Origin of the sequence: Micromonospora sp. MW-13 (assembly GCF_003434305.1) — a bacterium.
Classification (GTDB): Bacteria; Actinomycetota; Actinomycetes; order Mycobacteriales; family Micromonosporaceae; genus Micromonospora.
The window spans coordinates 601,595-628,246 of record NZ_QKKX01000009.1; the positions used below are offsets into that span (position 1 = coordinate 601,595).

Below are 26,652 nucleotides of genomic sequence, written 5' to 3' on the forward strand. Positions count from 1 at the left end.
AAGTCTTACTTAACTGCTTGCTTGTATCGGACAACATAAAGTAACTTCACTCGCAGCGCGAGCGGTGGAGGAGGGCGGATGGCGGTCGAGGGGCGAGACTTCGGGCCAGGCATCGACGTGCTCATCCGCAAGGTCGACGGTCACCTCGCCGCGCTGCGGACCGGCCTGCACGGCCCCGAGCTGGAGCTCGCCGAGCGGCTCGCGTTCTGCCTGCGGGAGCTGGTCCGGCAGACGGCCCAGTCCAGCGCGGCCGACCGGGGGCAGGTCCGCGCCGCCGTGCACTACTTCGTCCTGCGCCGGGAGAGCCGGGGCCGGCTGCTCTCCGTGCGCTCCCTCGCCGCCGCCCAGCGCGTGGTCAACAAGGTGGTGCTCCAGCTCGGCCGCCCCGACCTGTTGGTCGAGGCCCACCGTGACCTGCTGGCGGAGGTTCGCCGTGACGGGCCCGTCCTGGAGCCGGCGCTGCCGGCCGGGGACGCCGCCCTGCGCTGACCGTCCGGCGGGTGTCGGGGCGGGCCGCGTCAATTCCGGCAAAACCGCCCATCAGGCTGCGAACTGGCGTCTGATCGCTCCTAGGCGCTTCCTCCGGGGCGCGCACTGCTGCCACCTCGACCGGGAGCGCGGGTGCTCGTACTGCTGATCCTCCACCTCGTGGTGGCGCTCGTCGCGCCGCTGCTGGTCCGGTGGTGGGGGCCGCGGGCCTGCTATCTGCTGGCGCTCGCACCGGCCGCCGCGTTCGGCTGGGCGCTGGCCCGCACGCCCGCGGTGCGCGACGGTGGCGCGGTCGTCGAGACGTACCCCTGGGTGTCGCAGCTACGCCTGGAGCTGGCGTTCCGGATGACCACCCTGTCCTGGCTGATGACCCTGCTGGTCGGCGGCGTGGGGGCGCTGGTGCTGGTCTACTGCGCCCGGTACTTCGCCACCGGCTCGGTGGGGCTGGCCCGGTTCGCCGCCGTGCTGGTCGCCTTCGCCGGCGCGATGCTCGGCCTGGTGCTCTCCGACGACCTGTTGCTGCTCTACGTCTGCTGGGAGCTGACCACGGTCTTCTCGTACCTGCTGATCGGGCACAGCACCGAGCGGCGGTCCAGCCGCTGGGCCGCCGCCCAGGCGCTCACCGTGACCACCCTCGGCGGGCTGGCCATGCTGGTCGGGTTCCTGATGCTCGGCCGGCACACCGGGGAGTACCGCTGGTCCGCCCTCGCGGCGGCCGACCTGCCGTCCGGTGGCTACCTGACCACGGCCGTGCTGCTGGTGCTGGCCGGGGCGCTGAGCAAGTCGGCGGTGCTGCCGTTCACCTCCTGGCTGCCGGCGGCGATGGCCGCGCCCACGCCGGTCAGCGCGTACCTGCACGCGGCGGCGATGGTGAAGGCCGGCGTCTACCTGCTCGGGCTGCTCGCCCCGGTGCTCGCAGCGGCCGGCCCGTGGCGCCCCGTGGTGCTCACCGCCGGGCTGCTCACCATGCTGGCCGGCGGATGGGCCGCGCTGCGCCAGACCGACCTGAAACTGCTGCTGGCGTACGGCACGGTCAGCCAGCTCGGCCTGCTCACCGTGGTGCTCGGGGCGGGCACCCCGCAGGCCGCGCTCGCCGGCACCGCCATGCTGTTCGCCCACGCCCTGTTCAAGGCGGCGCTCTTCCTCGTCGTCGGCGCGATCGACCACAGCACCGGCACCCGGGACCTGCGGGAGCTGTCCGGCCTGCGCCGGCACGCCCCACTGCTGGCCACGGTCGGGACGCTCGCCGCGGCCTCGATGGCCGGGGTGCCCCCGCTGGTCGGCTTCGTCGCCAAGGAGGCGGTGCTCGCCGCGTTCGCCGACCGTCCGCTGGTCCTCGCCGGGCTGGTCGCCGGGACGGTGCTGACCGTCGCCTACAGCGCCCGCTTCGTCTGGGGCGCGTTCGCCGACCGGCCGCCCGCCGCGCCCGTCGAACCGGACCCGGTCCCCGTCGCCATGCTGGGGCCGCCGGCCCTGCTGGCCGCCGCCGGGCTCGTCGTCGGGCTGCTCGCCGGCCCGCTGGGCCGCCTGCTGCGCCCGTACGCCGAACTGCTCGGCCCGGTCGACGAGGGCCTCGCGCTGTGGCACGGGCCGACCGCCGCGCTCGGGCTCTCCGCCCTGGCGCTCGGCGGCGGCGCGGCGCTCTTCGCGCTGCGCGGCCCGCTCGCCGGCGTGGTGGAACGGGTCCGCGCGCCGGTGGACGGCGCCCGGGGGTACGAGTGGCTGACCCACCAGTTCGACCGGCTCGCCATCGAGGTCACCAGCGTCACCCAGCGCGGGTCCCTGCCCCAGTACCTCGGCACCATCCTGATCGTCCTGGTGGTCGTGCCCGGCGGGGCGATGCTGGCCGCCCGCCCCTGGCGGCAGGGGATCGACCTCTGGGACAACCCGTTGCAACTGGTCGTGGGGCTGGTCATCGCGGTGGCCGCGCTGCTGGCCGTCGGCGCCCGCCGCCGGCTCACCGCGATGCTGCTGGTCGGGGTCACCGGCTACGGCCTCGCGATGCTGTTCGTCCTGCACGGCGCGCCGGACCTGGCGCTGACCCAGTTCCTGGTGGAGAGCGCCACCATCGCGGTCTTCGTGCTGGTGCTGCGCCGGCTGCCCGAGCGGTTCTCCGCCCGGCCGCTGCGCCGCAGCCGCTGGGTACGCCGGTCGCTCGGCGTCGCCGTCGGCGTGGTGCTCGGCGGCTTCTCCCTGGTCGCGGCCGGGGCCCGGACCGCGCCGCCGATCTCGCTGGCCTTCCCGGACCTGGCGGTCGCCGCCGGGTACGGGCGCAACGTCGTCAACGTGACCCTGGTCGACATCCGGGCCTGGGACACGATGGGCGAGATCTCGGTGCTGGTGGTGACCGCGACCGGGGTGGCCAGCCTGATCTTCGAGCGGTCCCGGACCGGTCCCCGCCCGCGCCGCCCCCGCCGCACCGAGGCGCTCCGCCACCCGGGGCCGCAGCGGCCGGTCTGGCTGCGCGGCGGACCGACCCTGCGGGAGCACCGCCGGTCGATCGTCTTCGAGGTGGTCACCCGGCTGCTCTTCCACACCATCGTGCTGTTCTCCCTGTACCTGCTCTTCTCCGGCCACAACGCGCCCGGCGGCGGCTTCTCCGGCGGCCTGGTGGCCAGCCTCGCCCTGGTCGTGCGCTACCTGGCCGGCGGCCGGTACGAGCTGGCCGATGCGGCCCCGGTCTCCGCCGGCACGATCCTCGGCGCGGGCCTGGCGGTGTCGGTCGGCACCGGCGTGGCCGCGCTCGTCGCCGGCCGGTCCGTGCTGGACAGCGTGAAGGTCGACCTCGCGCTGCCGGGCGTCGGCGACCTCCACCTCGTCACGTCGCTCTTCTTCGACGCCGGCGTCTACCTGATCGTGGTCGGGTTGATGCTCGACATCCTGCGCAGCCTCGGCGCGGAGGTCGACCGGCACATCGAGGCGACCGGCAAGCGCGAGCGCGGGCTGGTCGTCGACCCGGAGGGGAACCGGCGGTGAACGGGACCGGGACGACCGTGGTGCTGGTGGTGGTCGTCGGCGTGCTCGCCGGCACCGGCGTCACCCTGCTGCTGGAGCGCAGCCTGACCCGCATCCTGCTCGGCGTCATCCTGCTCGGCAACGGGGTGAACCTGCTGATCCTGCTCGGCGGCCGGCCCGGCGGGGCCCCGGTGGTCGGCACCGGCCCGGTCGACCGGATGAGCGATCCGCTGACGCAGGCGATGGTGCTCACCGCCATCGTGATCACCTTCGGGTTCACCGCGTTCCTGCTCGCGGTCGCGTACCGCAACTGGTACCTGGAGGGCAACGACGAGGTGCAGGACGACCTGGAGGACCGCCAGGTCGCCGAGCTGGCCGCGCGCCACGAACTGCCCGCGCCCGACCTCGGCGGCGAGGGGCCGGACGACGACCCGGAGCAGGTCGCCCCGGAACCGCACCTGCGCCGGCCGCGGCGGTCGGGGGAGCCGTGACCGGTCACCAGGCGCTCGTGCCGCTGCCGGTGGTGGTGCCGCTGCTGGGCGCCGCGCTCACCCTGCTGCTGGCCAACCTGCCCCGGCTGCAACGCGCCGTCAGCATGGTCGGGCTGAGCACCAGCCTGGTGGTCGCCGTGGTGCTGCTGGTCGAGGCGTACCGGCACGGGCCGGTGGTGGTGCGGATCGGCGGGTGGCCCCCGCCGGTGGGGATCGTGCTGGTCGCCGACCAGCTCGCCGCGCTGATGGTGGTGGTCTCCTCGGCGGTGACGCTGTGCGTGCTGCTCTATTCGATCGGCCAGGGGCGGGGGGACATCGGCGAGTCGGCCCCGCTGACCATCTACCACCCCACCTACCTGGTGCTCACCGCCGGCGTGACCAACGCCTTCCTCGCCGGCGACCTGTTCAACCTCTTCGTCGGTTTCGAGATCCTGCTGGCCGCGAGCTTCGTGCTGATCACGCTCGGCGGCACCGGGATCCGGATCCGGACCGGTTCGACGTACGTGGTGGTCAGCATCCTGTCGTCGATGATCTTCCTGGCCGGGGTGGGCCTGGTGTACGCGGCCACCGGCACCCTCAACATGGCCCAGCTCGCCCAGCGGCTCGACGAGCTGCCGGCCGGGGTACGGCTCAGCCTCCAGCTCATGCTGCTGCTGGCGTTCGGGATCAAGGCGGCGGTGTTCCCGCTGTCGGCCTGGCTGCCCGACAGCTACCCGACCGCGCCCGCGCCGGTCACCGCGGTCTTCGCCGGCCTGCTCACCAAGGTCGGCGTGTACGCGATCATCCGTACCGAGACGCTGCTCTTCCCCGGCGGCCAGGTCACCGGGCTGCTGATGGTGGTGGCCGGGCTGACCATGGTGGTCGGGATCCTCGGCGCGGTGGCCCAGTCGGACCTGAAGCGGCTCCTGTCGTTCACGCTGGTCAGCCACATCGGTTACATGATCTTCGGGGTGGCGCTGAGCACCGTCGCCGGGCTGTCCGCGGCGATCTTCTACGTGGTGCACCACATCACCATCCAGACCACCCTGTTCCTGGTCGCCGGGCTGGTCGAGGCGCGGGCCGGCAGCACCGACCTGCGCCGGCTCGGCGGCCTGGCCCGGGTGGCCCCGGTGCTGGGGGTGCTCTTCTTCGTCCCGGCGATGAACCTCGCCGGCATCCCGCCGTTCTCCGGGTTCCTCGGCAAGCTGGGCCTGCTCCAGGCCGGGGTGGCGGTCGGCGGCCCGCTGCCCTGGGCGCTGGTCGCCGCCGGCACGGCCACCAGCCTGCTCACCCTCTACGCCGCGTCCCGGGTGTGGAACATCGCGTTCTGGCGGACGCCCCGGCTGGACACCGCCGAGCCGGCGGTCCGGCTGCCACCCCTGATGGTCGGCGCCACCACGGCCCTGGTCGTGCTGGGTCTGGCGCTCACCGTCGCCGCCGGCCCGCTGTTCGGGGTGACCACCGACGCGGCCACCGACCTGCGCGCCCGCACCCCGTACGTACGCGCCGTGCTTCCCGGCGGCGTGCCGTGACCGGGGCCCGCCGCCCGGCCTCCGGCGACCCGCGGTCCGTGGGCGGGACGGCCCCGGGGCCGCCCGGCCCGGCGGCCCGGGGCAGCCGGGCCGCGCGGTGGCGGGACCGGCTGGTGGCCCTCGCCTGGATGGTCGTGGCCTGGAACCTGCTCTGGGGCCGGTTCTCCTGGGGCAACCTGCTCGGCGGGCTGCTGGTCGGCGCGGCCGTGCTGGTGTTCTTCCCGCTGCCGCCGGTCACCTTCGGCGGCCGGCTGCGCCCCCGGGCGCTGCTCGTGCTGGCGGGCCGGTTCGTCACGGAACTGGTCAGCGCCAGTATCCACGTGGCCCGCATCGCCGTGCAGCCCGGCTACCTGCCCCGGGGCGCGATCATCGCGGTACGCCTGCGGGTGCGCACCGACCTGAACCTCGCGCTGACCGCCGAGGCCATCTCGCTGGTCCCCGGCACCCTGATCGTCGAGGTCGACCGGGAGCGCGGCGTGCTCTACGTGCACGTGCTCGACGTCCGCGGCCCGGCGGACCTGACCGACAGCCGGGACCGGACCCTCGCCACCGAGGCCCGGATCGTCCGCGCGATCGGTTCCGCCGCCGAACTCCGCCTGCTGGACACCCCGGCCCCGGACGTGCCCGCCCCCGCCGCCGCAGATCCCGACCCTCCCACCGACAGGGGGCCAGACCAGTGACCGTCCTGCTCGCCGCCGTGCTCACCGTGCTCTTCTCGGTGACCGCGCTGCTCGCGCTGACCCGGCTGTACCGCGGCCCCTCGCTGCTGGACCGCGTGATCGCGGCCGACGTGCTGCTCAACACGATGGCCGGCGCGGTCGCGGCGGAGGCGGCGGTCAACCGGCACGCCACCACCCTGCCCGTGCTCGTGGTGCTGTCCCTGCTCGGCTTCGTCGGCGCGGTGGCCCTGGTCCGCTTCGCCGTCCGGGAGGAGTCGTGAGCGCGGGTACGGTCGTCGACTGGCTGGGCGCGGCCTGCCTGGTCGCCGGCGGCCTGCTCAGCCTCGCCGCCGGGATCGGCGTGCTGCGCTTCCCGGACGTCCTGGACCGGATGCACGCGGCCACCAAGCCGCAGGTGCTCGGCGTGCTGCTGCTGCTCGCCGGGGTGGCGCTGCGGCTGCGCACGACGTCCGACATCGGCATGATCGTCCTGGTCGCGCTCTTCCAGTTGGCCACCGCGCCGGTCGCCGCCCAGATGGTCGGCCGGGCCGCGTACCGCTCGGGCCGGGTGGACCGCTCCCTGCTCGACGTCGACGAGCTGGCGCAGGAGCGGTGAGGACGTCCTTCAGCGGGCACTCAGCCGACGCCGATAAAATGGGCCACATGATCGACTCTTCTGCCCAGGAGGGCAGCAGTAGCCAGCCGGGTCGTGCCCGGCATCTTCCCGTCCCGACGGCCCCGGGAGCCCTGAGCGACCCGTGTTGATCGTCGTCGGACTTGTCCTCATCACCGTTCTCACCGCCGCCACGGGATACTTCGTGGCCCAGGAGTTCGGCTACGTCGCCGTGGACCGGGGGCGACTCAAGCAGCTCGCCGACGAAGGCGACCAGGCCGCCGCCCGGGCGCTCATGGTGACCGGCCGGCTCTCCTTCATGCTCTCCGGCGCGCAGCTCGGCATCACGGTGACCGCCCTGCTGGTCGGTTACGCCGCCGAGCCGTACCTGGGCGCGGGGCTGGCCGAGCTGCTCGGCGGGGCCGGGGTGTCCACCGCGGTCGCCCTCCCGCTGTCCGTGGCGCTGGCCCTGCTCATCGCGACCGTCGTGCAGATGGTCCTCGGCGAGCTGGCCCCGAAGAACCTGGCCATTGCCCGCGCCGAGCAACTGGCCCGGGCGTTGAGCCGGTCCACCCTGATGTACCTGAAGGTCGCCGGGCCGGTGATCACGCTCTTCGACAAGGCCGCCGTCCGGCTGCTGCGCCGGGTCGGCATCGAGCCGATCGAGGAGCTGCCCAGCGGCGCCACCCCGAAGGACCTGGAACAGATCATCGCCGAGTCCCGGGAGGAGGGGCACCTGGACGCCGAGATGTCCGACCTGCTCGACCGGGGGCTCGACTTCCGGACGCTGACCGCCGGGGAGGCCATGGTGCCCCGGGTCGACGTGCACACCGTCCGGGCGCACGAGCCGCTGAGCCGGGTGGTGGAGCTGCTCGACACCGGCCACTCCCGGTTCCCCGTCCGCGGCACCGAGGGCGTCGACGACCTGGTCGGCGTCGTCGGCATCGCCGACGTGCTGGCGGTGCCCCCGGCCGAGCGCGCGACCACCCCGGTCAGCGCGGTGGCCGGCCCCCCGCTGCTGGTGCCGGAGACGCTGCCGCTGCCGACGGTGCTGGACCGGCTCCGGGTCGGGCACCGGCAGCTCGCCTGCGTGGTCGACGAGTACGGCGGCTTCGCCGGCGTGATCACGCTGGAGGACATCGCCGAGGAGTTGGTCGGCCCGATCCGGGACGAGGACGACCCGCCGGAGCGGGCTCCCGCCCGGCAGGACGACGGCTCCTGGGTGGTACCCGCCCGCTGGCGGATCGACGAGGTCGCCGACAGCACCGGCATCGCCCTGCCCGAGGCCCCCGAGTACGACACCCTCTCCGGGCTCGTCATGCGCGAGCTGGGCCGGGTGCCCGAGGTGGGCGACCGGCTGGAGATCGCGCTGGTGGTCGACGGCGACGCCCAGACCGAGCCGCATGCCCTGGTCGAGGTGCTCGCGGTGGACCGGCATGTCGCCGACTCGGTGCGGCTCCGGCTGACCGGGGCCACCGCCGGCAGGGCGGGCGGCCGGCGCGGCGAGGGGGAGGCGGCATGAGCCCGGGAGTGGCGCTCTTCGTCTCCGTGGTGCTGCTGGCGTTGAACGGGTTCTTCGTGGCCGCCGAGTTCGCGCTGGTGGCCAGCAAGCGGTACCGGCTGGAACAGGCCGTCGCCGGTGGCGGCGGCCGGGGGGCCCGCGCGGCCCTGGACGGCGTACGCGAGCTGTCCCTGATGCTGGCCGGCGCGCAGCTCGGCATCACGCTGTGCACGCTGGGGCTGGGCGCGCTGGCCGAGCCGGCGATCGAGGGTCTGCTCAGCCCGCTGCTGCACGCCGTGGGCCTGCCGACGGCGGCCAGCCACGTCGTGGCGCTGGTGTTCGCCCTGGCCCTGGTCACCTTCCTGCACCTGGTGGTCGGCGAGATGGCCCCGAAGTCCTGGGCGATCACCGACGCGGAGCGCTCGGCGACCCTGCTGGCGCTGCCGTTCCGGGCCTTCGCCCGGGTGGCCCGGCCGGTGCTGTCGGCGCTCAACGCGCTGGCCAACGCGATCCTGCGACTGGTCCGGGTGCATCCGCAGGACCAGCTCGCCCAGGTGCACGGCCCGGCCGAACTGCGGATCCTGCTGGAGCAGTCCCGCGAGCACGGGCTGCTCGGCGCCGAGCAGCACCAGATGCTCACCAGCATGTTGGAGCTCCAGGGCACCACGGTCGCCCAGGTGATGGAGCCGTTCGACCAGATCGTCACGGTCCGCCGGGACGAGCCGGCGGAGCGGATCGAGCAGGTCTCCCGGGACAGCGGCCGGTCCCGGCTGGCGGTGCTGGACTCCGGCGGCGAGGTGTGCGGCCTGGTGCATGTCCGGGAGGCCGTGCGGGCCACCACGGCCGGCCGGACGGCCACCGCCGGCGAGCTGATGAGCCCAGCGTTCACGCTGCCGGGGACGGCGTCGGTGACCGAGGCGGTGGCCGCGATGCAGGGCCGGCAGGCCCAGCTCGCCCTGGTCCGCAACGGTGGCGGCCCGACCCGCCCGATCGGTTTCGTGGCGCTGGAGGACCTGCTGGAGGAGGTCATCGGCGAGTTCGACGACGAGACCGACCCGGTGCCCCGGGGCCGCCGGATGCGCTGAGGCCCGCCCGGGGGCCGGTCCGGCGACCAGCCGGGCCGGCCCCCGGCGTCCGTGCCGGTCCGGCAGGACTGTCCGGCCGCCGACCGGGAATGCCGTGCCACCACCGAGGGGTACGGGGGGAGCGGCGTGCGGCTGACCGGGGTGTCGCCGGAGTCCGGCCGGACCGGGCTCGCGGTGCACACCACGCTGGCGAACCCGAGCAGCCGACCCGGGCTGCGGCTGCCCGGGCGGGTGACGCTGCACGCCGGCCGGTACGACGTCCCCGTCCGGCGGCTCCGGCTCGGGCTGGTCACCCAGGTCGAGCCGGACGACCCGGGCGCGCCCCGCCGGCTCGTCCAGTTCCACCAGGTGCCGATCGCCGGGGCGTTCGTGGTGCCGGCCGGGCGGCGGCGGGCGGTCGACTTCGCGCTGCCGCTGCCCTGGGAGACCCCGGTCACCATCTTCGGCGGGGTGCCGCTGATGAGCCTGCGGATGGGCCTGCGCACCGAGGCGTCGGTCGACGTCGACCTGGAGCAGGGCGCGATGGTTCCGATCTTCGTGCACCCCCTGCCGACCCAGCAGCACATCCTGGCCGCGCTGGACACGCTCGGGTTCAGCCTGCGCCAGGCCGGCCTGGTCGCCGACCGGCTGCCCGGGGTGGAGCAGGCGTTGCCGCTGCACCAGCGGCTCGGCTGGTGGGTCGCGCCGCTCTACGCCGGTCCGATCACCGAGCTGGAGGTGATCTTCGTGGCCAACTCCGCCGGCCTGGAGGTGATCCTCTGGGCCGACCGCCGGCTCTCCCTGGCCGGGGTCACCCACCAGAGCATCAGCCGGTTCCGGGTCTGGCACGCCGGGGCGGACCGGGCCGACTGGGTCGCCGTGGTGGACGGCTGGCTGCGGCACGCGATCAACCGGCACGCCGCGGCGGCGGCACACGGCGTCTGGTCGGCCCGGATCAGCGAGTCGGCGCACGTGAGCCGCCGGCCGGACGAGCCGGTCCGGCCGGGCTACGGCCTGGGCGGCACCGCCGGCGGCGCCGGCATCGGCGGGGGCGGCGGCGACGGCACCTGAGCCGGTGCGCCGCCCCGGGTGGTGCCGCCGTACCCGCCCGCCGGGTGCGGACGGGCACGGCGGCCCATGCTAGATCGAGGCGGTGGCGAGCTTGACGCTGAAGCCGAGGAAGAGCGCGGCCACCCCGGTGGTCGCCCCGGCGGCCAGCCGGCGGCGCTGGCGGAACTGGGCGGCAAGGTACGTCCCCGCGAAGATCAGCATCGTCAGGTACAGCACGCTGGTCGCCTGGGCGATCAGCCCGAGCAGCAGGAACGACACCGCCGGCCAGGCGTACCCGGGGTCGACGAACTGGATGAAGAACGAGATGAAGAACAGGATCGCCTTCGGGTTGAGCAGGCTGACCACCAGCGCCCGCCGGAACGGGCTGCGCAGCTCCGCCGGCTCGGCGGCGTCGATCAGGCGCGGCGCGGCCGGGTCGTTGCGGTCCCGCCAGCGCCGCCACGCGCCGCGCAGCATGGTCAGCCCGACCCAGCCCAGGTACGCCGCGCCGGCGTACTTCACCACCAGGAACAGCGGCGGGTACGCCTGGAGCAGCGAGGCCACCCCGGCGGCGGAGAGGATCATCAGCACCGAGTCGCCGAGGAACACCCCGGCGGCGGCCCGGTAGCCGGTCCGCACCCCGCGCTTGGCGGCGGTGGAGAGCACGAAGAGTGAGTTCGGGCCGGGGAGCAGGATGATCGCCACGGTCCCCAGCAGGTACGTCCAGATGTCTGTGATGCCCAGCACGCCCGCCATCATCGCGCCGACGACTGCGCGGGGAGAAGCCGTTCCTGCAGCCTGGCCTGTGCGTTCGGCCACTCTTCGACGATCATCGAGTACTGGACGGTGTCCCGCCAGGAGCCGTCGGGCCGGACGCGGTGCCGGCGCAGCACCCCCTCCCGGGTGGCGCCCAGCCGCTCGATGGCCCGCTGCGAGCGCTCGTTGCGCAGGTCGGTGTGCCACACCACCCGCTCGGCGCCCAGCTCCTCGAAGGCGCGGGCGAGCAGCAGCAGCTTCGCCTCGGTGTTGATCCCCGTCCGCCACCAGGGCCGGCCCAGGTAGGTGTGCCCGATCGCCACCGCCCGCTGGGCCGGATCGACCTCGTAGAACGACGTGGTCCCGACCACCGCCCCGGTGACCGCGCAGCGCTGGACCCAGGGCACCCGCTCGCCCCGGTGGTGGGCCGCGAGCGCCACCCGGACCAGCTCGGCCGTGCCGGCCGGATCGGTCGGCTGCGGGCTGCCCAGGTGCTGCCACACCTGCGGGTCGGCGGTGGCGGCGTGCAGCTCGTCGACGTGCGCGAGGTCCAGCGGTTCGAGCACGACGTGCGCGCCCCGCAGGGTGGCCGGCTCCAGCCACGGCGACCGGCCCGGCCGCAGGTACGCCGGCACCGGCACGCTCACCCCCGCGTCCGGCTCGGGCGGCCCGGCGGTCAGCGCCAGCGGCACCACCCCGGCCCAGTGCGGCAGGTGCAGGTCGGCCTCGTCCTCGCGGACCCCGCCGGCCCGGACGCGCGTCGACACCTCGCGCAGTGGCAGCGCCAGCACCGCCGTCTCGGCCAGTTCCCGGCGGCTCGGCGGGCGGGCGTCCGCGCTGCGCCCGGGGGCGACCTTCTCCACCAGGGCGGTCATCGCGGCGGCCTTCTCCCGGGCATCGGTGACCAGGTGCGCGGTGCCGTGCGCGACCACCGAGCGGTAGTTGGCGCTGTGGTGGAACTGCGAGCGGGCGTAGACCAGGCCGTCGAGGAGGGTGACCGCGACGCAGACCGGCAGGCCGTCGCCCCGGGCGGCGAGCAGCGGCCGGCTGCCGGTGGAGCCGTGCAGGTAGAGGGTGTCGCCGATCCGGACGTGCAGGGTGGGCAGCACCCGGGGCTCGCCGTCCACGGTGAACCCGAGCGCGCAGTGGTACGCCTCGTCGAGCACGGCGTGCGTGGCGGCCCGGTCGTAGCTCATCCGGTCGCGGGTGCGGCTGGCGGTGGTCCGGGGCGTGGGTGGGTACATGCGACGTCCCGCCTTCGTTCTAGTACAATATCGAAATTGTGTCAGCACGTTATCAGGTGAGCGGCGGGACGGCCGCCGAGATCTCGGCCAGCGTGGAATCGGGCATCCGGTCCGGCGAGCTGCCGGCCGGGGCCCCGCTGCCGCCGGTGCGGGCCCTCGCTGCCGAGCTGGCGGTCAGCCCGGCCACGGTCGCCCGGGCGTACCAGGAACTGCGCCAGCGCGGTCTGCTGGCCACCGCCGGCCGGCACGGCACCCGGGTGCGTCCCCGGCCGCCGGTGGCCACCCGCCGCGCGATCCGCCCGCCCGCCGCGCCCGGCGCCCGCGACCTGTCCCTCGGCGAGCCCGACACCGGGCTGCTCCCGCCGCTCGGCCCGCACCTGGCCGCCCTCGCCGCCGACCTCGGCGCTCCCGCCGGGTACGCGTCGGTCGGCGTCGTGCCCGAGCTGGCCGCCGCCGCCCGGGAGCGGCTCGCCGCCGACGGCGTGCCCGCCGACGAGGTCACCGTCACCGGGGGCGCGCTCGACGGCATCGAGCGGCTGCTCGCCGCCCACCTGCGCCCCGGCGACGCCGTCGCCGTGGAGGACCCGGGCTGGGCCAACCTGCTCGACCTGGTCGCCGCGCTCGGGCTGCGCCCGATCGGCGTCCCGGTCGACGACGACGGGCCGGTCGAGGCCGGGCTGCGGGCCGCCCTGGCCGCCGGGGCCCGGGCCCTGGTGGTGACCAGCCGGGCGCAGAACCCTACCGGGGCGGCCGTCTCCGCCGACCGGGCCGCCGCGCTGCGCGCCCTGCTCGCCGGACGCAACGACCTGCTGCTGATCGAGGACGACCACGCCGCCGAGCTGGCCCGGGTGCCCCTGTGCCCGCTCGCCGGGGCCACCCCGGCCTGGGCCTTCGTCCGGTCGGTCAGCAAGCCGTACGGGCCCGACCTGCGGCTCGCGGTGCTGGCCGGCGACGAGGCGACCGTGGCGCGGGTCGCCGGCCGGGCCCGGGTCGGCGCGGGCTGGGTATCCACCGTGCTGCAACGCCTCGTGCTGGAACTCTGGCGCGACCCGGCCACCGCCGCGCTGGTGGACCGGGCCGGCGAGAGCTACGAGCGGCGTCGGGGCGATCTGCTCGCCGCCCTGGCCGCGCGGGGCCTGACCGGGCACGGCCGCACCGGCATCAACGTCTGGCTGCCCGTGCCGGACGAGACCAGCGCCCTCACCGCGCTGCGCGACGCCGGCTGGGCGGTGGCCCCCGGCGCGCTGTTCCGGATCGCCGCCGGGCCCGGGCTGCGGATCACGGTCAGCTCGCTCGCCGCCGCCGACATCCCGGCGCTGGCCGACGCGCTGGCCGCCGCCCTCCACCCCGCCCCCCCGTCCGGCTTCACGGCCTAACCCCCACCGGCCCCCACCCGGCTTTCGCGGTTGACCAAGAGGTTTGCGTCGGGGATCCGCCCTTGGCGTGACGCAAACCTCTTGATCAACCGGGTGGGGGTTGGGGGTGGGTGGGGTGGGGACACGCGGGGGTGGGGTGTTCGCTTGAGGGGGTGGGGGCGGGTAGGAAGATCGTCATGTCCGAGGAGACCGACACCGCCCCCGGTGCGCAGCAGTTCATCCCGCCGCAGGCCGACACCATCGACGAGCTGCGCGTCGCCGCGGGCGGCTGCCGGGGCTGCGAGCTGTACCGGGACGCCACCCAGACCGTCTTCGGCCGCGGCGGCGAGGACGCCCGGGTGGTGCTGGTCGGCGAGCAGCCCGGTGACCTGGAGGACCAGAAGGGGCTGCCGTTCGTCGGGCCGGCCGGCCGGCTGCTGCGCCGGGCGGTCGACGACGCCGGGCTCGACCCGACCCAGCTCTACCTGACGAACGCCGTCAAGCACTTCCGCTTCGAGCTGCGCGGCAAGCGGCGCATCCACCAGACCCCGGACCGGGTGCACGTCACCGCGTGCCGGCCGTGGCTGGTGGCCGAGTTCGCCCGGCTGCGCCCGGACGTCGTGGTGGTGCTCGGCGCGACCGCCGCGAAGGCGCTGCTCGGCCCCACGTTCCGGGTAACCCGGCAGCGGGGCACGCTGATGCCGTGGCCGGCCTGCGCCCAGCACCCGGAGGACTTCGCCCGGGTGCCGGTCGACTCCGCCGGGAAGGTCGCCGACGCCCCGGCGGCCCGGCTGCTGGCCACCATCCACCCGTCGGCCGTGCTGCGCGCCGACGACCAGGACATCGCGTACGCCGGCCTGGTCGCCGACCTGACCGTCGCCGCCCGCGCCCTGTCCGCCTGACCTCGCGGCGCGCCCGCTGGCCGTGCCCGGCACCTGCCCTGACCACGGCCGGGCGGTCGGAGCGGCGGTTGGCGGGCCCTGGGCAGGGCGGGTGCGCGGTGCCACACTTCTCGCCATGGAGCAGCATCTCTACGAGCCCGTCCACGAAGAGTTCCGGGACCTGTGCCGAGAGTTCCTGGCCCGCGAGGCGGTGCCGCACCACGACCGGTGGGAGGCGGCCGGGATCGTCGACCGCGAGGTGTGGCGCAAGGCGGGTGCGGCCGGGCTGCTCGGCACGGACGTCGACCCGGAGTACGGCGGCGGCGGGCAACGCGACTTCCGGTTCAACGCGGTGCTGGTCGAGGAGATCGTCGGGGCCGGGTGCACCGGGCTCGGCTTCGGGCTGCACAACGACGTGGTGGCCCCGTATCTCACCGAGCTGACCTCCGCCGGGCAGCGCGAGCGGTGGCTGCCGGGCTTCTGCTCGGGCGACCTGGTGACGGCGATCGCGATGAGCGAGCCCGGCGCCGGCTCCGACCTGGCCGGCATCCGCACCAGCGCGGTCCGCGACGGCGACGCGTGGGTGCTCGACGGGCAGAAGACCTTCATCACCAACGGCGAGCTGGCCGACCTGGTGATCGTGGTGGTGCGCACCGCCCCGGACCGGGGCGCGCACGGGGTGAGCCTGGTCGCCGTGGAGACCGGCGCCCCCGGGTTCAGCCGGGGCCGCCGGCTGGCGAAGGTCGGCCTGAAGGCCAACGACACCACCGAGCTGTTCTTCGACGGCTGCCGGGTGCCGGCGGAGAACCTGATCGGCACCGAGAACCACGGCTTCTACCACCTGATGGCCAACCTGCCCCGCGAGCGCCTCGGCATCGCGGTGTCGGCGGTCGCCGCCGCCGAGCGGCTGCTCGCCCTGACCCTGGAGTACGCCCGGTCCCGGGAGGCGTTCGGCCGGCCGGTCGGCGCGTTCCAGCACAACCGGTTCCTGCTGGCGGAGCTGGACACCGAGGTCACCATCGCCCGGACGTTCGTCAACCACTGCGTCGCCGAGTTCAACGCCGGCCGGCTGTCCGCCACCGACGCCGCCAAGGCGAAGTGGTGGACCACCGAGTTGCAGAACCGGGTCGCCGACCGCTGCGTCCAGCTGCACGGCGGGTACGGCTACATGCTGGAGTACCCGGTGGCCAAAGCCTGGCTGGACGGGCGGGTGCAGACCATCTACGGCGGCACCACCGAGATCATGAAGGAGATCATCGGCCGGGGTCTCGGCCTCTAGCAGAACCCGGGTGCCGGCCCGGCCGGGGGTGCGCAAGGATGGGTCGGCCCCCCACCCCTTACCCGGGAGCCGCCGTCCCCACCGAGGAGCCCCGATGGCCACCGACCTCACCGCGCCGGCCCCGAGCCGGACCGACGTCGCCCCGATCCAGCGTCGGACGGTGCGGCTGCTCTTCGTGACCCAGATCATCGGGGGCGTCGGCGTCACCATCGGCGTCACGGTCGGGGCGCTGCTCGCCGCCCGGATCGCCGGCACGGCGGTCGCCGGCCTGGCGCAGAGCGCGGGGGTGGTGGGCGGCGCGCTGCTCGCCGTCCCGGTCACCCGGATCATGACGGGGTACGGCCGCCGGCCGGGCCTGGTCACCGCGTACCTGGTCGGGGCGGCCGGGGGCGCGCTGGTGGTGCTCGCCGCGGTGACCCGTCAGGTGCCCCTGCTCTTCCTCGGCATGCTGCTGTTCGGCGGCGGCACGGCCGCCAACCTCCAGGCCCGCTACACGGCCGTCGACCTCGCCGAGCCGGCCCGCCGGGGCCGCCAGCTATCCGTGGTCGTCTGGGCCACCACGGTCGGGGCGGTGGCCGCGCCGAACTTCGCCGCGCTGGCCGACCGGACCACCCGGGGCTGGGGACTGCCGCCGCTGGCCGGCCCGTTCGCGTTCAGCGCCGTGGCGTTCACGCTCGCCGCCGGCGTACTGCTGGCCCTGCTGCGGCCCGACCCGCTGCTCACCGCGCGCCGGCTCGCGGCGGCCGAGGCCCCCGACGCCGCCGGGACCGCCGGCACGGCGACCGCCCGGCGCGGGACGGGCATGCGGGCCGCCTGGCGGGTGGTCCGGGCGCGGCCGGCGGCCCGGCTGGGCATCGCCGCCGTCGCGGTCGGCCACCTGGTGATGGTCGCGGTGATGTCGATGACCCCGGTCCGCCTCGGCGAGTACCACTCCGACGCCGCCGTGCTCGGGGTGGTCGGGGTCGTGCTCAGCCTGCACATCGCCGGCATGTACGCGCTGTCCCCCGTGGTCGGCTGGCTCACCGACCGGCTCGGCCGGCGTCCGGTGATCCTCGGCGGCCTGGCGGTGCTGCTGGCGGCCTGCGCGGTGGCGGGCGCCTCCGGGCACCACACGCCCGGGCTCTCGGTCGGCCTGGTCCTGCTCGGGCTGGGCTGGTCCGGGACGATGGTGGCCGGCTCCACCCTGCTGTCGGAGTCGGTGCCGACCGCCGTGCGGCCCAGCGTGCAGGGGCTGTCCGACCTGACGATGGGCCTGGCCGGGGCCGCCGCCGGCGCGCTGAGCGGGTTCGTCATGCAGGTGGCCGGGTATCCGACACTCACCCTGCTGGCGGCGATCGCGACGGTGCCCCTGCTGGCGCTAGCGTTGCGTCCGGCGCGCGGACCGGCGCCGGACGAGGAGGACTGACAGTGCGGCTGACCGACTTCTGGACCCGGCTGGAGGAGGCATTCGGGCCGGGCTACGCGGCCAGCATCGCCTCGGACCAGGTGCTGTCCCAGCTCGGCGGGCGGACCATCGAGCAGGCGCTGAGATCGGGTGAGCAGACCCACGTCGTGTGGCGCGCGGTGGTCGCCGCCTACCCTGACCGGGTGCCCGCGCGGCTACGCTGAGCAGCCTTTTCGCTCCTTCCGCGTGTCGCTTGTCGAGTCGTACACCTGTTCGGCTATTGTCCACAGCGGGGTACTCGTCCACAGCTCGCGGCCGGTCGGCTGGTGTTCTGTCAGACCCAGCGCCTAGCGTGTCCGCGTGACGAGAAGCTCAGCAGCAAAGACGCCGGCGAAGGCAGGGGTGGCAACGATGGCGGCAGGTCCTGACCGGGAGAAGGCGCTCGACCTTGCTCTCGCTCAGATCGACAAGCAGTTCGGCAAGGGATCGGTGATGCGGCTGGGGGAGCGGCCGGTCGTCCAGACCTCGGTCATCCCGACCGGGTCCATCGCGCTCGACGTGGCGCTCGGCGTGGGCGGTCTGCCCCGCGGCCGGGTCGTCGAGATCTACGGTCCGGAATCCAGCGGTAAGACGACGGTGGCCCTGCACGCGGTGGCCAACGCCCAGCGGGCCGGCGGCATCGCCGCCTTCGTCGACGCCGAGCACGCGCTCGACCCGGATTACGCGAAGGCCCTCGGCGTCGACACCGACGCCCTGCTGGTCTCCCAGCCGGACACCGGTGAGCAGGCGCTGGAGATCGTGGACATGCTGGTCCGCTCCGGCGCGATCGACATCATCGTGATCGACTCGGTCGCGGCCCTGGTGCCGCGCGCCGAGATCGAGGGCGAGATGGGCGACAGCCACGTGGGCCTCCAGGCCCGGCTGATGAGCCAGGCGCTGCGGAAGATCACCGGTGTGCTCAACAACACCGGCACCACGGCGATCTTCATCAACCAGCTCCGCGAGAAGATCGGCGTGATGTTCGGCAGCCCGGAGACCACCACCGGTGGTCGGGCGCTGAAGTTCTACGCCTCGGTCCGGCTCGACGTGCGCCGCATCGAGAGCCTCAAGGACGGCACCGACGTGGTCGGCAACCGCACCCGGGTCAAGGTCGTGAAGAACAAGGTCGCCGCGCCGTTCAAGCAGGCCGAGTTCGACATCATGTACGGCAAGGGCATCTCCCGCGAGGGCTCGCTCATCGACGTGGGCGTGGAGCAGGCGATTATCCGCAAGTCCGGAGCCTGGTACACGTACGACGGCGACCAGCTCGGCCAGGGCAAGGAGAAGGCCCGCGAGTTCCTCCGGGAGAACCCGGACGTGGCGGCCGAGATCGAGAAGAAGATCCTGGAGAAGCTCGGCGTCGGGGTCGGCGCGGGCGACGCCGCCGGTGGCCCGGAGCTGCCGCCGGTCGACTTCTGACCGGGCGCTGACCCGTGGCAGGACGACGCGCCCGGACGGGGCGGGGTTGGGATGCCAGCCCGCCCCGGGCGGGCGACGCCGACACCCCGCCCCGTTCCCGGCGCGACCGGCGTGATCGGCCCGATCCGGAGTCCGGCGGGCAGGCCACGCCCCGGGACGAGGCCGAGGTGGCCCGGGAGATCTGCCTGCGCCAGCTCGCCCTGCGCCCGCGCACCCGGGCCGAGTTGGCCACGGCGCTGGCCAAGCGGGGGATCTCCGAGGAGGTCTCCGCCGGAGTGCTCGACCGGTACGACGAGGTCGGCATCATCGACGACGCGGCCTTCGCCCGGGCCTGGGTGTCCAGCCGGCACGCCGGCCGGGGGCTGGCCCGCCGGGCGCTCGCCAACGAGCTGCGCCGGCGCGGCGTGGACGGCGAGGTGGCCACCGAGGCGCTCGGCGAGCTGGACGAGGAGACCGAGGCCGAGACGGCCCGGGCGCTGGTCGAGCGGAAGCTCCGCACCGCCCGGGGCGAGCCGGACGCGGTGTTCCGCCGGCTCGTCGGCATGCTCGCCCGCAAGGGCTACCCGCCCGGCGTGGCGATCCGGGCGGTGAAGGACGCGCTCGCCGCGCAGAGCGCCGAGGCGGCGGAGTTCGCCGACCGGATCGACGCCGACGCGCTCGCCGACGCGGAGGGCGACATCGACCGGGACAGCCGCAGCCTCGACTGACCGGGCGCGGCCCTCGCGCGCGGGGCGAGCCGAGCGGCGCCGATGCCCCGATGGCGGGTGCGCCACGCCTCCTTTGTCCGCCGGTGTCCGAGGCCGGATCAGCTTTCGGTGACCCCTCAACTTCGCTCCGTTCGGGGGGTTTGATCATGAGTCCTTGACCAGACGGCCCCCGGAGACCTAGCCTCGCCATACAGGCTCACATTGCCCGACCAGCGCAGGCTAAGCGCACAACATAGATCGCGTAACAGAACAGCATCACTTTGGCCGGCTCGCCGGCCTGCGGTGCCAGCTCCGGACAGGCCGGTCCGGAGCTGGTGCGACAACTGCACCCGGCCGCCGACGATGCCCGTGGGCACCGCCGGCGGTGAGAGCTACCCACGGCCAGCCGCTCAGGTCGGGCGTCTCAGAGCCGCAGCGCGCGTGCCACCGGCACGATCACTGCGGCGCGACGTTCAGGGGGAGGCGGCCATGACGGGGCGGCACAGGTACACCGGTGGTCCCGGCAGGACGGCCGTCGGTCGCGGCACACCGACGGGCGGCCGGGTCCGCCGGCACACCCCGACCCGTCGGTTCGGTTCGGCCCGCGTCGACGCGGCGGTCCGGCCGTGAACGCCTTCGACGTCGTCATCCTCGCCGTGGTGCTGGTGCTGGCCGCCGTGGTCGTCGGCGCGGTGCTGGTGGGGCTGCGCACGATGCGCCGGATCAGCGCCGCCCCCCGCCCCGAGGACCCGGCCTTCATCGCCGAGAAGGACCGCCAGGAGCAGTCGCTGGCCGCGCTGCGCACCGCCGCCGACGAGGCGAACAGCACCATCGACGTGGCCAAGTCCGCCGCCGCCGCGGCCCGCGCCGAGGCCGCCGCCGCGAAGGCCGAGGCGAAGGCGGCCCGCGCCGAGGCCCGCCGGGTGCTCGACGACGCCCGCGCCGAGGCGGACACCGTCCTGGAGCGGGCCCACAAGCAGGCCGAGGCGGACGCCGAGCAGTTGCGCACGACGGCCCGGCGCAGCGGCGAACGCGAGGTGGCGGTGCTCGCCGCGACCACCCGGGAACAGGCCGCAGAGGTGGAGCGGCGGGCCGCCCGGATGGACGAGCGGGAGCGGCTGCACACCGAGGAGGTGGAGCGGCTCGCCGACCGGGAGCGGCAGCTCACCGCCACCAGCGCCGCCCTGGCCGTCCGGGAGTCCGCGCTGGCCGAGCGGGAACGGGCGCTCACCGAGGCGGAGGAGCAGCGCCGGCGGGAACTGGAGCGCGTCGCCGGGCTGACCGCCGACACCGCCCGCAGCGAGCTGATCGAGGCGATCGAGACGCAGGCCAAGCGGGAGGCCGCGCTGCTGGTCCGGGACATCGAGTCCGACGCCCGCAACACCGCCGAGCAGCGCGCCCGGCACATCGTCGTGGACGCCATCCAGCGGGTGGCCAGCGAGCAGACCGCGGAGAGCGTGGTCAGCGTCCTGCACCTGCCCGGGGACGAGATGAAGGGGCGGATCATCGGCCGGGAGGGCCGCAACATCCGCGCCTTCGAGTCGGTCACCGGGGTCAACCTGATCATCGACGACACACCCGAGGCGGTGCTGCTGTCCTGCTTCGACCCGGTGCGGCGCGAGGTCGGCCGGCTCACCCTGGAGAAGCTGGTGCTCGACGGGCGGATCCACCCGCACCGGATCGAGGAGGTCTACGACCTGGCCCGTCAGGAGGTGGAGCAGCTCTGCCGCCGGGCCGCCGAGGACGCCCTCGTCGAGGTCGGCATCACCGAGATCCACGACGAGATGGTCACCCTGCTCGGCCGGCTGCGCTACCGCACCTCGTACGGGCAGAACGTGCTCAAGCACCTCGTCGAGACCGCGCACATCGCCGGGATCATGGCCGCCGAGCTGCGGCTGGACGTGCCGACGATCAAGCGCTCGGCGTTCCTGCACGACATCGGCAAGGCGCTCACCCACGAGGTGGAGGGCAGCCACGCCATCATCGGCGCCGACCTGGCCCGCAAGTACGGCGAGAGTGAGGACGTCGTCCACGCCATCGAGGCGCACCACAACGAGGTGCCGCCGCAGACCATCGAGGCCGTCCTCACCCAGGCCTCCGACGCCTGCTCCGGTGGCCGGCCGGGGGCGCGGCGGGAGAGCCTGGAGGCGTACGTCAAGCGGCTGGAGCGGATCGAGGAGATCGCGGCCGGGAAGCTCGGCGTGGAGAAGGTCTTCGCCATGCAGGCGGGCCGGGAGATCCGGGTGATGGTCAAGCCCGACGACGTCGACGACATCGGTGCGGCGGTGCTGGCCCGGGACGTGGCCAAGCAGATCGAGGAGGAGCTGACCTACCCGGGCCAGATCCGGGTGACCGTGGTGCGCGAGTCCCGGGTCACCGAGATCGCCCGCTGAGAGCGGGAACGGGTGAGGGGCCCAGCCGGCACCACGGCTTCCCCGCCCCGTCCACCGCTCCGGGCGGGAGTGGCGGCCTCGGGTGGAGTGGTGGAGTCGCTCGGGGCGCCCCTGCGCGGTCAGGGGCACCGAGCGCGCCCGGCCGACCAGTCTCCAAGGCGAGTCGGGCGACGCGCGAGTCCTCGCGCGTCGCCCGACTTGCTGCTGGAGCCCTCAGCCCTGTGGCTCGACCACGGCCGGTCCGCCCACCTGGTTCGAGCTCGGGGCGGCCTGCTTCGACACCCGGAAGGCCCGTCGCCGGGCCCGGCCGTCCAGCCAGTTCGCCAGCAGGGTGAGCAGCGTATTGATCACGATGTAGATCGCGGCGACGACCATCGCGGCGGCGACCACGTTGCCGTAGTTGGCGGCAAGGTCGTTCACGCCGCGTTGCAGCAGCTCGGGGAAGGCCACGATGTAGCCGAGCGCGGTGTCCTTCAGCAGCACCACGAGCTGGCTGACGATCACCGGCAGCATCGCCCGGGCCGCCTGGGGGATCAGGATCAGGCGCATCACCTGGGCCTTGCGCATACCCACCGCGTACGCCGCCTCGGACTGGCCTCCTGGGATCGACCGGATGCCGGCGCGGAACGCCTCGGTGAGGACCGATCCGTTGTACAGCGTCAGACCGATGACCACGGACCAGAACGCCGAGACCGGACGCTGGATGAGGAACGGCACGCCGTAGAAGATGAAGAAGATCATCAGAAGCAGCGGTACGGCGCGGAAGAACTCCACGACCGCACCCGAGGGCACCCGGATCCACCGGTGGTCGGAGAGCCGGCCCACGGCGAAGACGATGCCGAAGGCGAGGGACAGGACCATCCCGGTGCCGGCCGCGAGCAGGGTCTGCTGGAGGCCGGGGACGATGAACTGGGTCCAGGTCTTCGCCTCGGTGAACGGCTTCCAGAGGTTGGCCTCCCACTGGCCGGCCTCGTCGAACTTGCGGTAGATCCACCAGAGCAGCGCGACCAGACCGACGCCGAAGACCACGCTGAGCACCGCGTTGCGGATACGGGCCCGCGGCCCCGGGTGGTCGTAGAGGACGTTGCTGGTGCTCATCAGCGCTTCACCGCCAGTCGGTTGGCCAGCCAGCCGAAGAAGTAGCCGGTGGGAATCAGGAGCGCGGCGAACGTGCCGGCGAAGACCGCGAAGATCGCGATGACCGCGTCACCGTTGCTGTTGATCAGGTCCTTCATCACGCTGGAGGACTCCATCAGCCCGATCGTGCCGACGATCGTGGCGTTCTTGCAGAGCGCGATGAGGACGCTGCCCAGCGGGGCCACGACGGCCCGGCCGGCCTGGGGCAGCACCACGATCCGCAGGGTCTGGAAGAAGGTGAGCCCGATCGCCCGGGCGGCCTCCGCCTGTCCGTTCGGCACCGTGTTGATGCCGGAACGCACGGCTTCGCAGACGAACGACGCGGTGTAGACGGAGAGGCCGACGACGCCGAGCCAGTAGTTGTTCAGGTCCAGGTCATCGGCCAGGCTGAGCCCGAGCGTGGAGAAGAGGCCGAAGTAGCAGAAGAAGATGATCAGGGTCAGCGGGGTGTTGCGGAAGATGTTGACCCAGGCCGTGCCGAAGCCGCGCAGCACCGGCACGGGGGAGACCCGGAACGCGGCGAGCAGCACGCCGAGCAGCAACGCGAGGACCGCCGCGGCACCGGTCAGCTTGAGGATCCAGAGAAAGCCCGACACGTACGCGTCGAAGTTGGCCTGGTCAGCGAATACGTGCATGCGTCGACTCCCGGGGCACGTTGTCGGCGTCGTGACAGACCGGGGCCGGCACCGTCACCGGTGCCGGCCCCGGAACCAGTCAGACGCTGCCGCAGTTGGTCAGCTTGGTGGTGTCCAGCTCGGGCGCGGCCTTGCCGCTCTTGCCCAGCGTGGAGTCCCAGGCGGTCTTGTAGGTGCCGTCCGAGGCGGCGGCCTTGAGGATTTCGTTGACCTTCTCGCAGCCTTCCTTGTCGTCTTTCTTCAGGCCGATGCCGTAGGGCTCGGAGGAGAAGGGCTTACCCACCACCTTGAACTTGCCGACGTACTGCGTCTGCGCGGCGTAGCCGGCGAGGATGATGTCGTCGGTGGTGACGGCGTCGACCTTGCCGTTCTCCAGCAGCGGCAGGCACTTCGAGTACGAGTCGAACTGCTGGAGATCGGCCTTCGGGTGCTCCTGCTGAATCCGCTTGGCCGGGGTGGACCCGGTCACCGAGCAGACCGTCTTGCCGTCCAGCGCCTCCGGGCCAGCGAGGGTCGAGTCCGCCTTGACCAGCAGGTCCTGGCCGGCGATGAAGTACGGGCCGGCGAAGTTGATCTTCTGCTTGCGCTCGTCGTTGATCGTGTACGTCGCCACGACCAGGTCGACGGTGCCCTGCTGGATGAAGGGCTCGCGGTTGGCGGAGACCGTGGTCTTCCACTCGATGTTGGCGGCCTCGACACCCAGGCCCTTGGCGATGATCTTGGCGATCTCGACGTCGAAGCCCTCGTAGGTGCTGCCCGTCTGCAGGCCCAGCCCTGGCTGGTCGGCCTTGACGCCGATGACCAGCTTCTTCTGGCTCTGCGCCTTGCCGACAAGGCCCTTGCTGCCCGAGCCGCTGCCGTCGCCGTCGTCGCCTCCGCAGGCGGTCATTCCCAGTGCAAGGGTGGCCGCCGCGGCTACTGCCGCCACGCGCTTGATACGCATACTCATCTCCTTCTCGACGGAGCCCGCCGGGGGGCGGAGTGCTCCGGTACGGACGCCTAGTGCGTGAGGATCTTGGAGAGGAAGTCCTTGGCCCGCTCGCTGCGCGGGTTGCCGAAGAACTCGGTCGGCGAAGCGTCCTCGACCAGCTTGCCGTCGGCCATGAAGATGACCCGGTTGGCCGCGTGCCGGGCGAAGCCCATCTCGTGGGTGACCACGACCATGGTCATGCCCTCGCGGGCCAGCGAGGTCATCACGTCCAGCACCTCGCCCACCATCTCCGGGTCGAGCGCGCTGGTCGGCTCGTCGAAGAGCATCGCCTTGGGCTGCATGGCCAGTGCGCGGGCGATCGCCACCCGCTGCTGCTGGCCGCCGGAGAGCTGGGCGGGGAACTTGTCGGCCTGGTTGGCGATGCCCACCCGGTCCAGCAGGGCCAGCCCGCGCTCGCGCGCGCTGGCCGCCTTCTCCTTGCGGACCTTGACGGGGCCCAGGGTGACGTTCTCCAGGATGGTCTTGTGCGCGAAGAGGTTGAACGACTGGAACACCATGCCGACCTCGCTGCGCAGCCTGGCCAGCGCCTTTCCTTCGGCCGGCAACGGCTGGCCGTCGAAGGTGATGGTGCCGGAGCTGATCGGCTCCAGGCGGTTGATCGTGCGGCACAGGGTCGACTTCCCGGAGCCGGACGGGCCGATCACCACGACCACCTCGCCCTTGCCGACGGAGAGCGAGACGTCGTCCAGCACGTGCAGCGGCCCGAACCACTTGTTGACCGAGTCCAGCACGATGAGCGGTTCGCCCGTCGTCACGTCGTCCACCGTCCCTGTCGTCACGTACGCCAGTGGAGTCGGATGACCCCCGGTCCGGCCACTGTAGGCGGGGTGACATGGTGGAATGCCGCTGATCTGGTCACGGTGCGGTAACACCGGTAACGATCGTCGTCAGGGGCCCGAATTCCGGAGCCGGTCGGCCGGTCCGGTGGCGGGGGCCCCGTCGCGTGGGGATCATGTGGGGATGACCGAACCGGTGCGCCTGACCGACTACGCCCGCGGCGGCGGGTGCGCGTGCAAGATCCCGCCCGGCGAGCTGGAGGCGATGGTGGCCGGGCTCGGCCCCGCCAGCGGCACGGCCGAGCTGCTGGTCGGCCTGGACCACGGCGACGACGCCGCGGTGGTCCGCCTCGACGAGCGGACCGGCCTAGTCAGCACCGCCGACTTCTTCACCCCGGTCGTCGACGACGCGTACGACTGGGGCCGGATCGCCGCCGCGAACGCGCTCTCCGACGTGTACGCCATGGGGGGCACCCCGCTCGTCGGGCTCAACCTGCTCTGCTGGCCCCGCGAGCGGCTGCCGCTGGAACTGGCCCGGGAGGTGCTGCGCGGCGGCCAGGACGTGGCCCGGGCGGCCGGCTGCCACCTGGCCGGCGGGCACAGCGTCGACGACGACGGCCCGAAGTACGGCCTCGCGGTCACCGGCGTGGTCCGGCCCGAGGAGCTGATCACCCTGGACGCCGGCCGGGCCGGGCTGCCGTTGTCGCTGACCAAGCCGCTCGGCGTCGGGGTGCTCAACACCCGACACAAGGCCACCGGGGAGCGGTTCGCCGAGGCGGTCGCCTCGATGGCGGCGCTGAACCGGGACGCCGCCCGCGCGGCGGTCGCCGCCGGGGTCCGCTGCGGCACCGACGTGACCGGGTTCGGGCTGCTCGGGCACGCCTCGAAGCTGGCCCGGGCCAGCCGGCTCACGGTGGCGATCGACGCCGCCCGGGTGCCGTACCTGCCAGGCGCGCGGGAGGCCGTCCGCGACGGGTACGTCAGCGGCGGTACCCGCCGCAACCTGGACTGGGTCGTGCCGTGGACGGACTTCGGCGCGGCCGGCGAGGCGGAGCGGCTGCTGCTGGCCGACGCCCAGACCTCGGGCGGGCTGCTGGTCGCCGGCGAGCTGCCGGGGGCCACGGTGATCGGCGAGTTGCTGCCGCGCGGCGAGCACCTCGTCGTGCTGCGCTGAGCCGGGCCGGGCAGGTCGCCGAGCCGGGCAATGGTGCCGGGCCGGGCCTAGCCGGGCCGGGTAATGGTGCCGGGCCGGAGTGGAGTGGGTGGGGTGTCGGGGTGCCGGACGGGCAACAATACCCGATAAACTGTCATCTTCCCGCCACTCTCCGCGATGGCGGGTCAGGA

General features: G+C 73.9%; 25 protein-coding genes. 19 read left to right on the plus strand and 6 right to left on the minus strand.

Annotation, left to right across the window (positions count from 1 at the left end):
• Positions 1 to 78: 78 nt before the first annotated feature.
• The 10 genes from C5N14_RS06815 (at position 79) to C5N14_RS06860 (ending at position 10,354) form a co-directional block, all read left to right on the plus strand.
• A complete protein-coding gene (locus tag C5N14_RS06815) occupies positions 79 to 489 on the plus strand; it encodes a hypothetical protein (protein WP_243639224.1) in 411 nt (136 codons plus the stop codon).
• Between the two features lie 132 nt (positions 490 to 621).
• On the plus strand, positions 622 to 3,465 hold the full coding sequence (locus C5N14_RS06820; protein ID WP_117666539.1) for a Na+/H+ antiporter subunit A: 2,844 nt from the start codon (positions 622 to 624) through the stop codon (positions 3,463 to 3,465).
• Positions 3,462 to 3,935: a Na(+)/H(+) antiporter subunit C gene (locus C5N14_RS06825; protein WP_117666541.1), complete on the plus strand. Its 474-nt coding sequence runs from the start codon at positions 3,462 to 3,464 to the stop codon at positions 3,933 to 3,935. Before C5N14_RS06820 ends, C5N14_RS06825 begins: the two co-directional genes overlap by 4 nt.
• Complete coding sequence (locus C5N14_RS06830; RefSeq protein WP_117666543.1) at positions 3,932 to 5,446, plus strand: Na+/H+ antiporter subunit D; 1,515 nt, start codon at positions 3,932 to 3,934, stop codon at positions 5,444 to 5,446. Before C5N14_RS06825 ends, C5N14_RS06830 begins: the two co-directional genes overlap by 4 nt.
• Positions 5,447 to 5,484: 38 nt before the next feature.
• Positions 5,485 to 6,126 (plus strand): Na+/H+ antiporter subunit E, encoded by a 642-nt coding sequence (locus C5N14_RS06835; protein ID WP_243639225.1) that lies wholly within the window; start codon positions 5,485 to 5,487, stop codon positions 6,124 to 6,126.
• A complete protein-coding gene (locus C5N14_RS06840; protein WP_117666545.1) occupies positions 6,123 to 6,386 on the plus strand; it encodes a monovalent cation/H+ antiporter complex subunit F in 264 nt (87 codons plus the stop codon). The genes C5N14_RS06835 and C5N14_RS06840 overlap by 4 nt, the downstream gene beginning before the upstream one ends.
• Positions 6,383 to 6,721: a monovalent cation/H(+) antiporter subunit G gene (gene mnhG / locus C5N14_RS06845; protein ID WP_117666547.1), complete on the plus strand. Its 339-nt coding sequence runs from the start codon at positions 6,383 to 6,385 to the stop codon at positions 6,719 to 6,721. The genes C5N14_RS06840 and mnhG overlap by 4 nt, the downstream gene beginning before the upstream one ends.
• A 142-nt stretch (positions 6,722 to 6,863) precedes the next feature.
• The gene (locus tag C5N14_RS06850; RefSeq protein WP_117666549.1) at positions 6,864 to 8,240 is read left to right on the plus strand and encodes a hemolysin family protein; all 1,377 of its coding nucleotides are present in this window, start codon (positions 6,864 to 6,866) and stop codon (positions 8,238 to 8,240) included.
• Positions 8,237 to 9,304, plus strand: coding sequence for a hemolysin family protein (locus tag C5N14_RS06855; RefSeq protein WP_117666551.1), 1,068 nt, complete (start codon positions 8,237 to 8,239; stop codon positions 9,302 to 9,304). The genes C5N14_RS06850 and C5N14_RS06855 overlap by 4 nt, the downstream gene beginning before the upstream one ends.
• A 126-nt stretch (positions 9,305 to 9,430) precedes the next feature.
• Entirely contained in the window at positions 9,431 to 10,354 is a 924-nt protein-coding gene (locus C5N14_RS06860; RefSeq protein WP_117666968.1) for a sporulation protein, read from the plus strand.
• Between the two features lie 69 nt (positions 10,355 to 10,423).
• On the opposite strand, the gene leuE is transcribed toward C5N14_RS06860, so the two are convergent.
• Both leuE and C5N14_RS06870 read right to left on the minus strand, forming a co-directional pair.
• Positions 10,424 to 11,092: a leucine efflux protein LeuE gene (gene leuE / locus C5N14_RS06865; protein WP_117666553.1), complete on the minus strand. Its 669-nt coding sequence runs from the start codon at positions 11,090 to 11,092 to the stop codon at positions 10,424 to 10,426.
• Positions 11,089 to 12,333, minus strand: a complete 1,245-nt coding sequence (locus tag C5N14_RS06870) for a bifunctional pyridoxamine 5'-phosphate oxidase family protein/GNAT family N-acetyltransferase (RefSeq protein WP_117666555.1) — start codon at positions 12,331 to 12,333, stop codon at positions 11,089 to 11,091. The genes leuE and C5N14_RS06870 overlap by 4 nt, the downstream gene beginning before the upstream one ends.
• 38 nt (positions 12,334 to 12,371) lie before the next feature.
• Here C5N14_RS06870 and C5N14_RS06875 point away from each other — a divergent pair, with 38 nt between their 5' ends.
• From C5N14_RS06875 to rny, 8 genes are all read left to right on the plus strand, one after another.
• Positions 12,372 to 13,709, plus strand: coding sequence for an aminotransferase class I/II-fold pyridoxal phosphate-dependent enzyme (locus tag C5N14_RS06875; protein ID WP_117666557.1), 1,338 nt, complete (start codon positions 12,372 to 12,374; stop codon positions 13,707 to 13,709).
• A 176-nt stretch (positions 13,710 to 13,885) separates the two neighbouring features.
• Entirely contained in the window at positions 13,886 to 14,590 is a 705-nt protein-coding gene (locus C5N14_RS06880; protein ID WP_117666559.1) for a UdgX family uracil-DNA binding protein, read from the plus strand.
• A 115-nt stretch (positions 14,591 to 14,705) separates the two neighbouring features.
• Positions 14,706 to 15,848, plus strand: coding sequence for an acyl-CoA dehydrogenase family protein (locus tag C5N14_RS06885; protein ID WP_117666561.1), 1,143 nt, complete (start codon positions 14,706 to 14,708; stop codon positions 15,846 to 15,848).
• A 94-nt stretch (positions 15,849 to 15,942) separates the two neighbouring features.
• Entirely contained in the window at positions 15,943 to 17,253 is a 1,311-nt protein-coding gene (locus C5N14_RS06890; protein WP_117666563.1) for an MFS transporter, read from the plus strand.
• 2 nt (positions 17,254 to 17,255) lie between these two features.
• Positions 17,256 to 17,456 (plus strand): DUF3046 domain-containing protein, encoded by a 201-nt coding sequence (locus tag C5N14_RS06895; RefSeq protein ID WP_117666565.1) that lies wholly within the window; start codon positions 17,256 to 17,258, stop codon positions 17,454 to 17,456.
• A 187-nt stretch (positions 17,457 to 17,643) separates the two neighbouring features.
• A complete protein-coding gene (gene recA, locus C5N14_RS06900) occupies positions 17,644 to 18,690 on the plus strand; it encodes a recombinase RecA (RefSeq protein ID WP_117666970.1) in 1,047 nt (348 codons plus the stop codon).
• 14 nt (positions 18,691 to 18,704) lie between these two features.
• Positions 18,705 to 19,397: a regulatory protein RecX gene (locus tag C5N14_RS06905; protein WP_117666567.1), complete on the plus strand. Its 693-nt coding sequence runs from the start codon at positions 18,705 to 18,707 to the stop codon at positions 19,395 to 19,397.
• 605 nt (positions 19,398 to 20,002) lie between these two features.
• A complete protein-coding gene (gene rny, locus C5N14_RS06910) occupies positions 20,003 to 21,769 on the plus strand; it encodes a ribonuclease Y (protein ID WP_117666569.1) in 1,767 nt (588 codons plus the stop codon).
• A gap of 213 nt (positions 21,770 to 21,982) precedes the next feature.
• Here rny and C5N14_RS06915 read toward each other — a convergent pair whose 3' ends face one another.
• The 4 genes from C5N14_RS06915 to C5N14_RS06930 all read right to left on the minus strand — a co-directional run bounded on the left by C5N14_RS06915 (position 21,983) and on the right by C5N14_RS06930 (position 25,296).
• A complete protein-coding gene (locus C5N14_RS06915) occupies positions 21,983 to 22,867 on the minus strand; it encodes an amino acid ABC transporter permease (protein ID WP_117666571.1) in 885 nt (294 codons plus the stop codon).
• Complete coding sequence (locus C5N14_RS06920; protein ID WP_117666573.1) at positions 22,867 to 23,541, minus strand: amino acid ABC transporter permease; 675 nt, start codon at positions 23,539 to 23,541, stop codon at positions 22,867 to 22,869. The genes C5N14_RS06915 and C5N14_RS06920 overlap by 1 nt, the downstream gene beginning before the upstream one ends.
• A gap of 79 nt (positions 23,542 to 23,620) precedes the next feature.
• A complete protein-coding gene (locus C5N14_RS06925; RefSeq protein ID WP_117666575.1) occupies positions 23,621 to 24,484 on the minus strand; it encodes a glutamate ABC transporter substrate-binding protein in 864 nt (287 codons plus the stop codon).
• A gap of 56 nt (positions 24,485 to 24,540) precedes the next feature.
• On the minus strand, positions 24,541 to 25,296 hold the full coding sequence (locus C5N14_RS06930) for an amino acid ABC transporter ATP-binding protein (protein WP_117666577.1): 756 nt from the start codon (positions 25,294 to 25,296) through the stop codon (positions 24,541 to 24,543).
• Positions 25,297 to 25,492: 196 nt separating this feature from the next.
• Between C5N14_RS06930 and selD the strand changes: the two genes are divergently transcribed.
• Positions 25,493 to 26,482 (plus strand): selenide, water dikinase SelD, encoded by a 990-nt coding sequence (selD, locus tag C5N14_RS06935; protein WP_117666579.1) that lies wholly within the window; start codon positions 25,493 to 25,495, stop codon positions 26,480 to 26,482.
• The last annotated feature ends 170 nt before the right edge of the window (positions 26,483 to 26,652 follow it).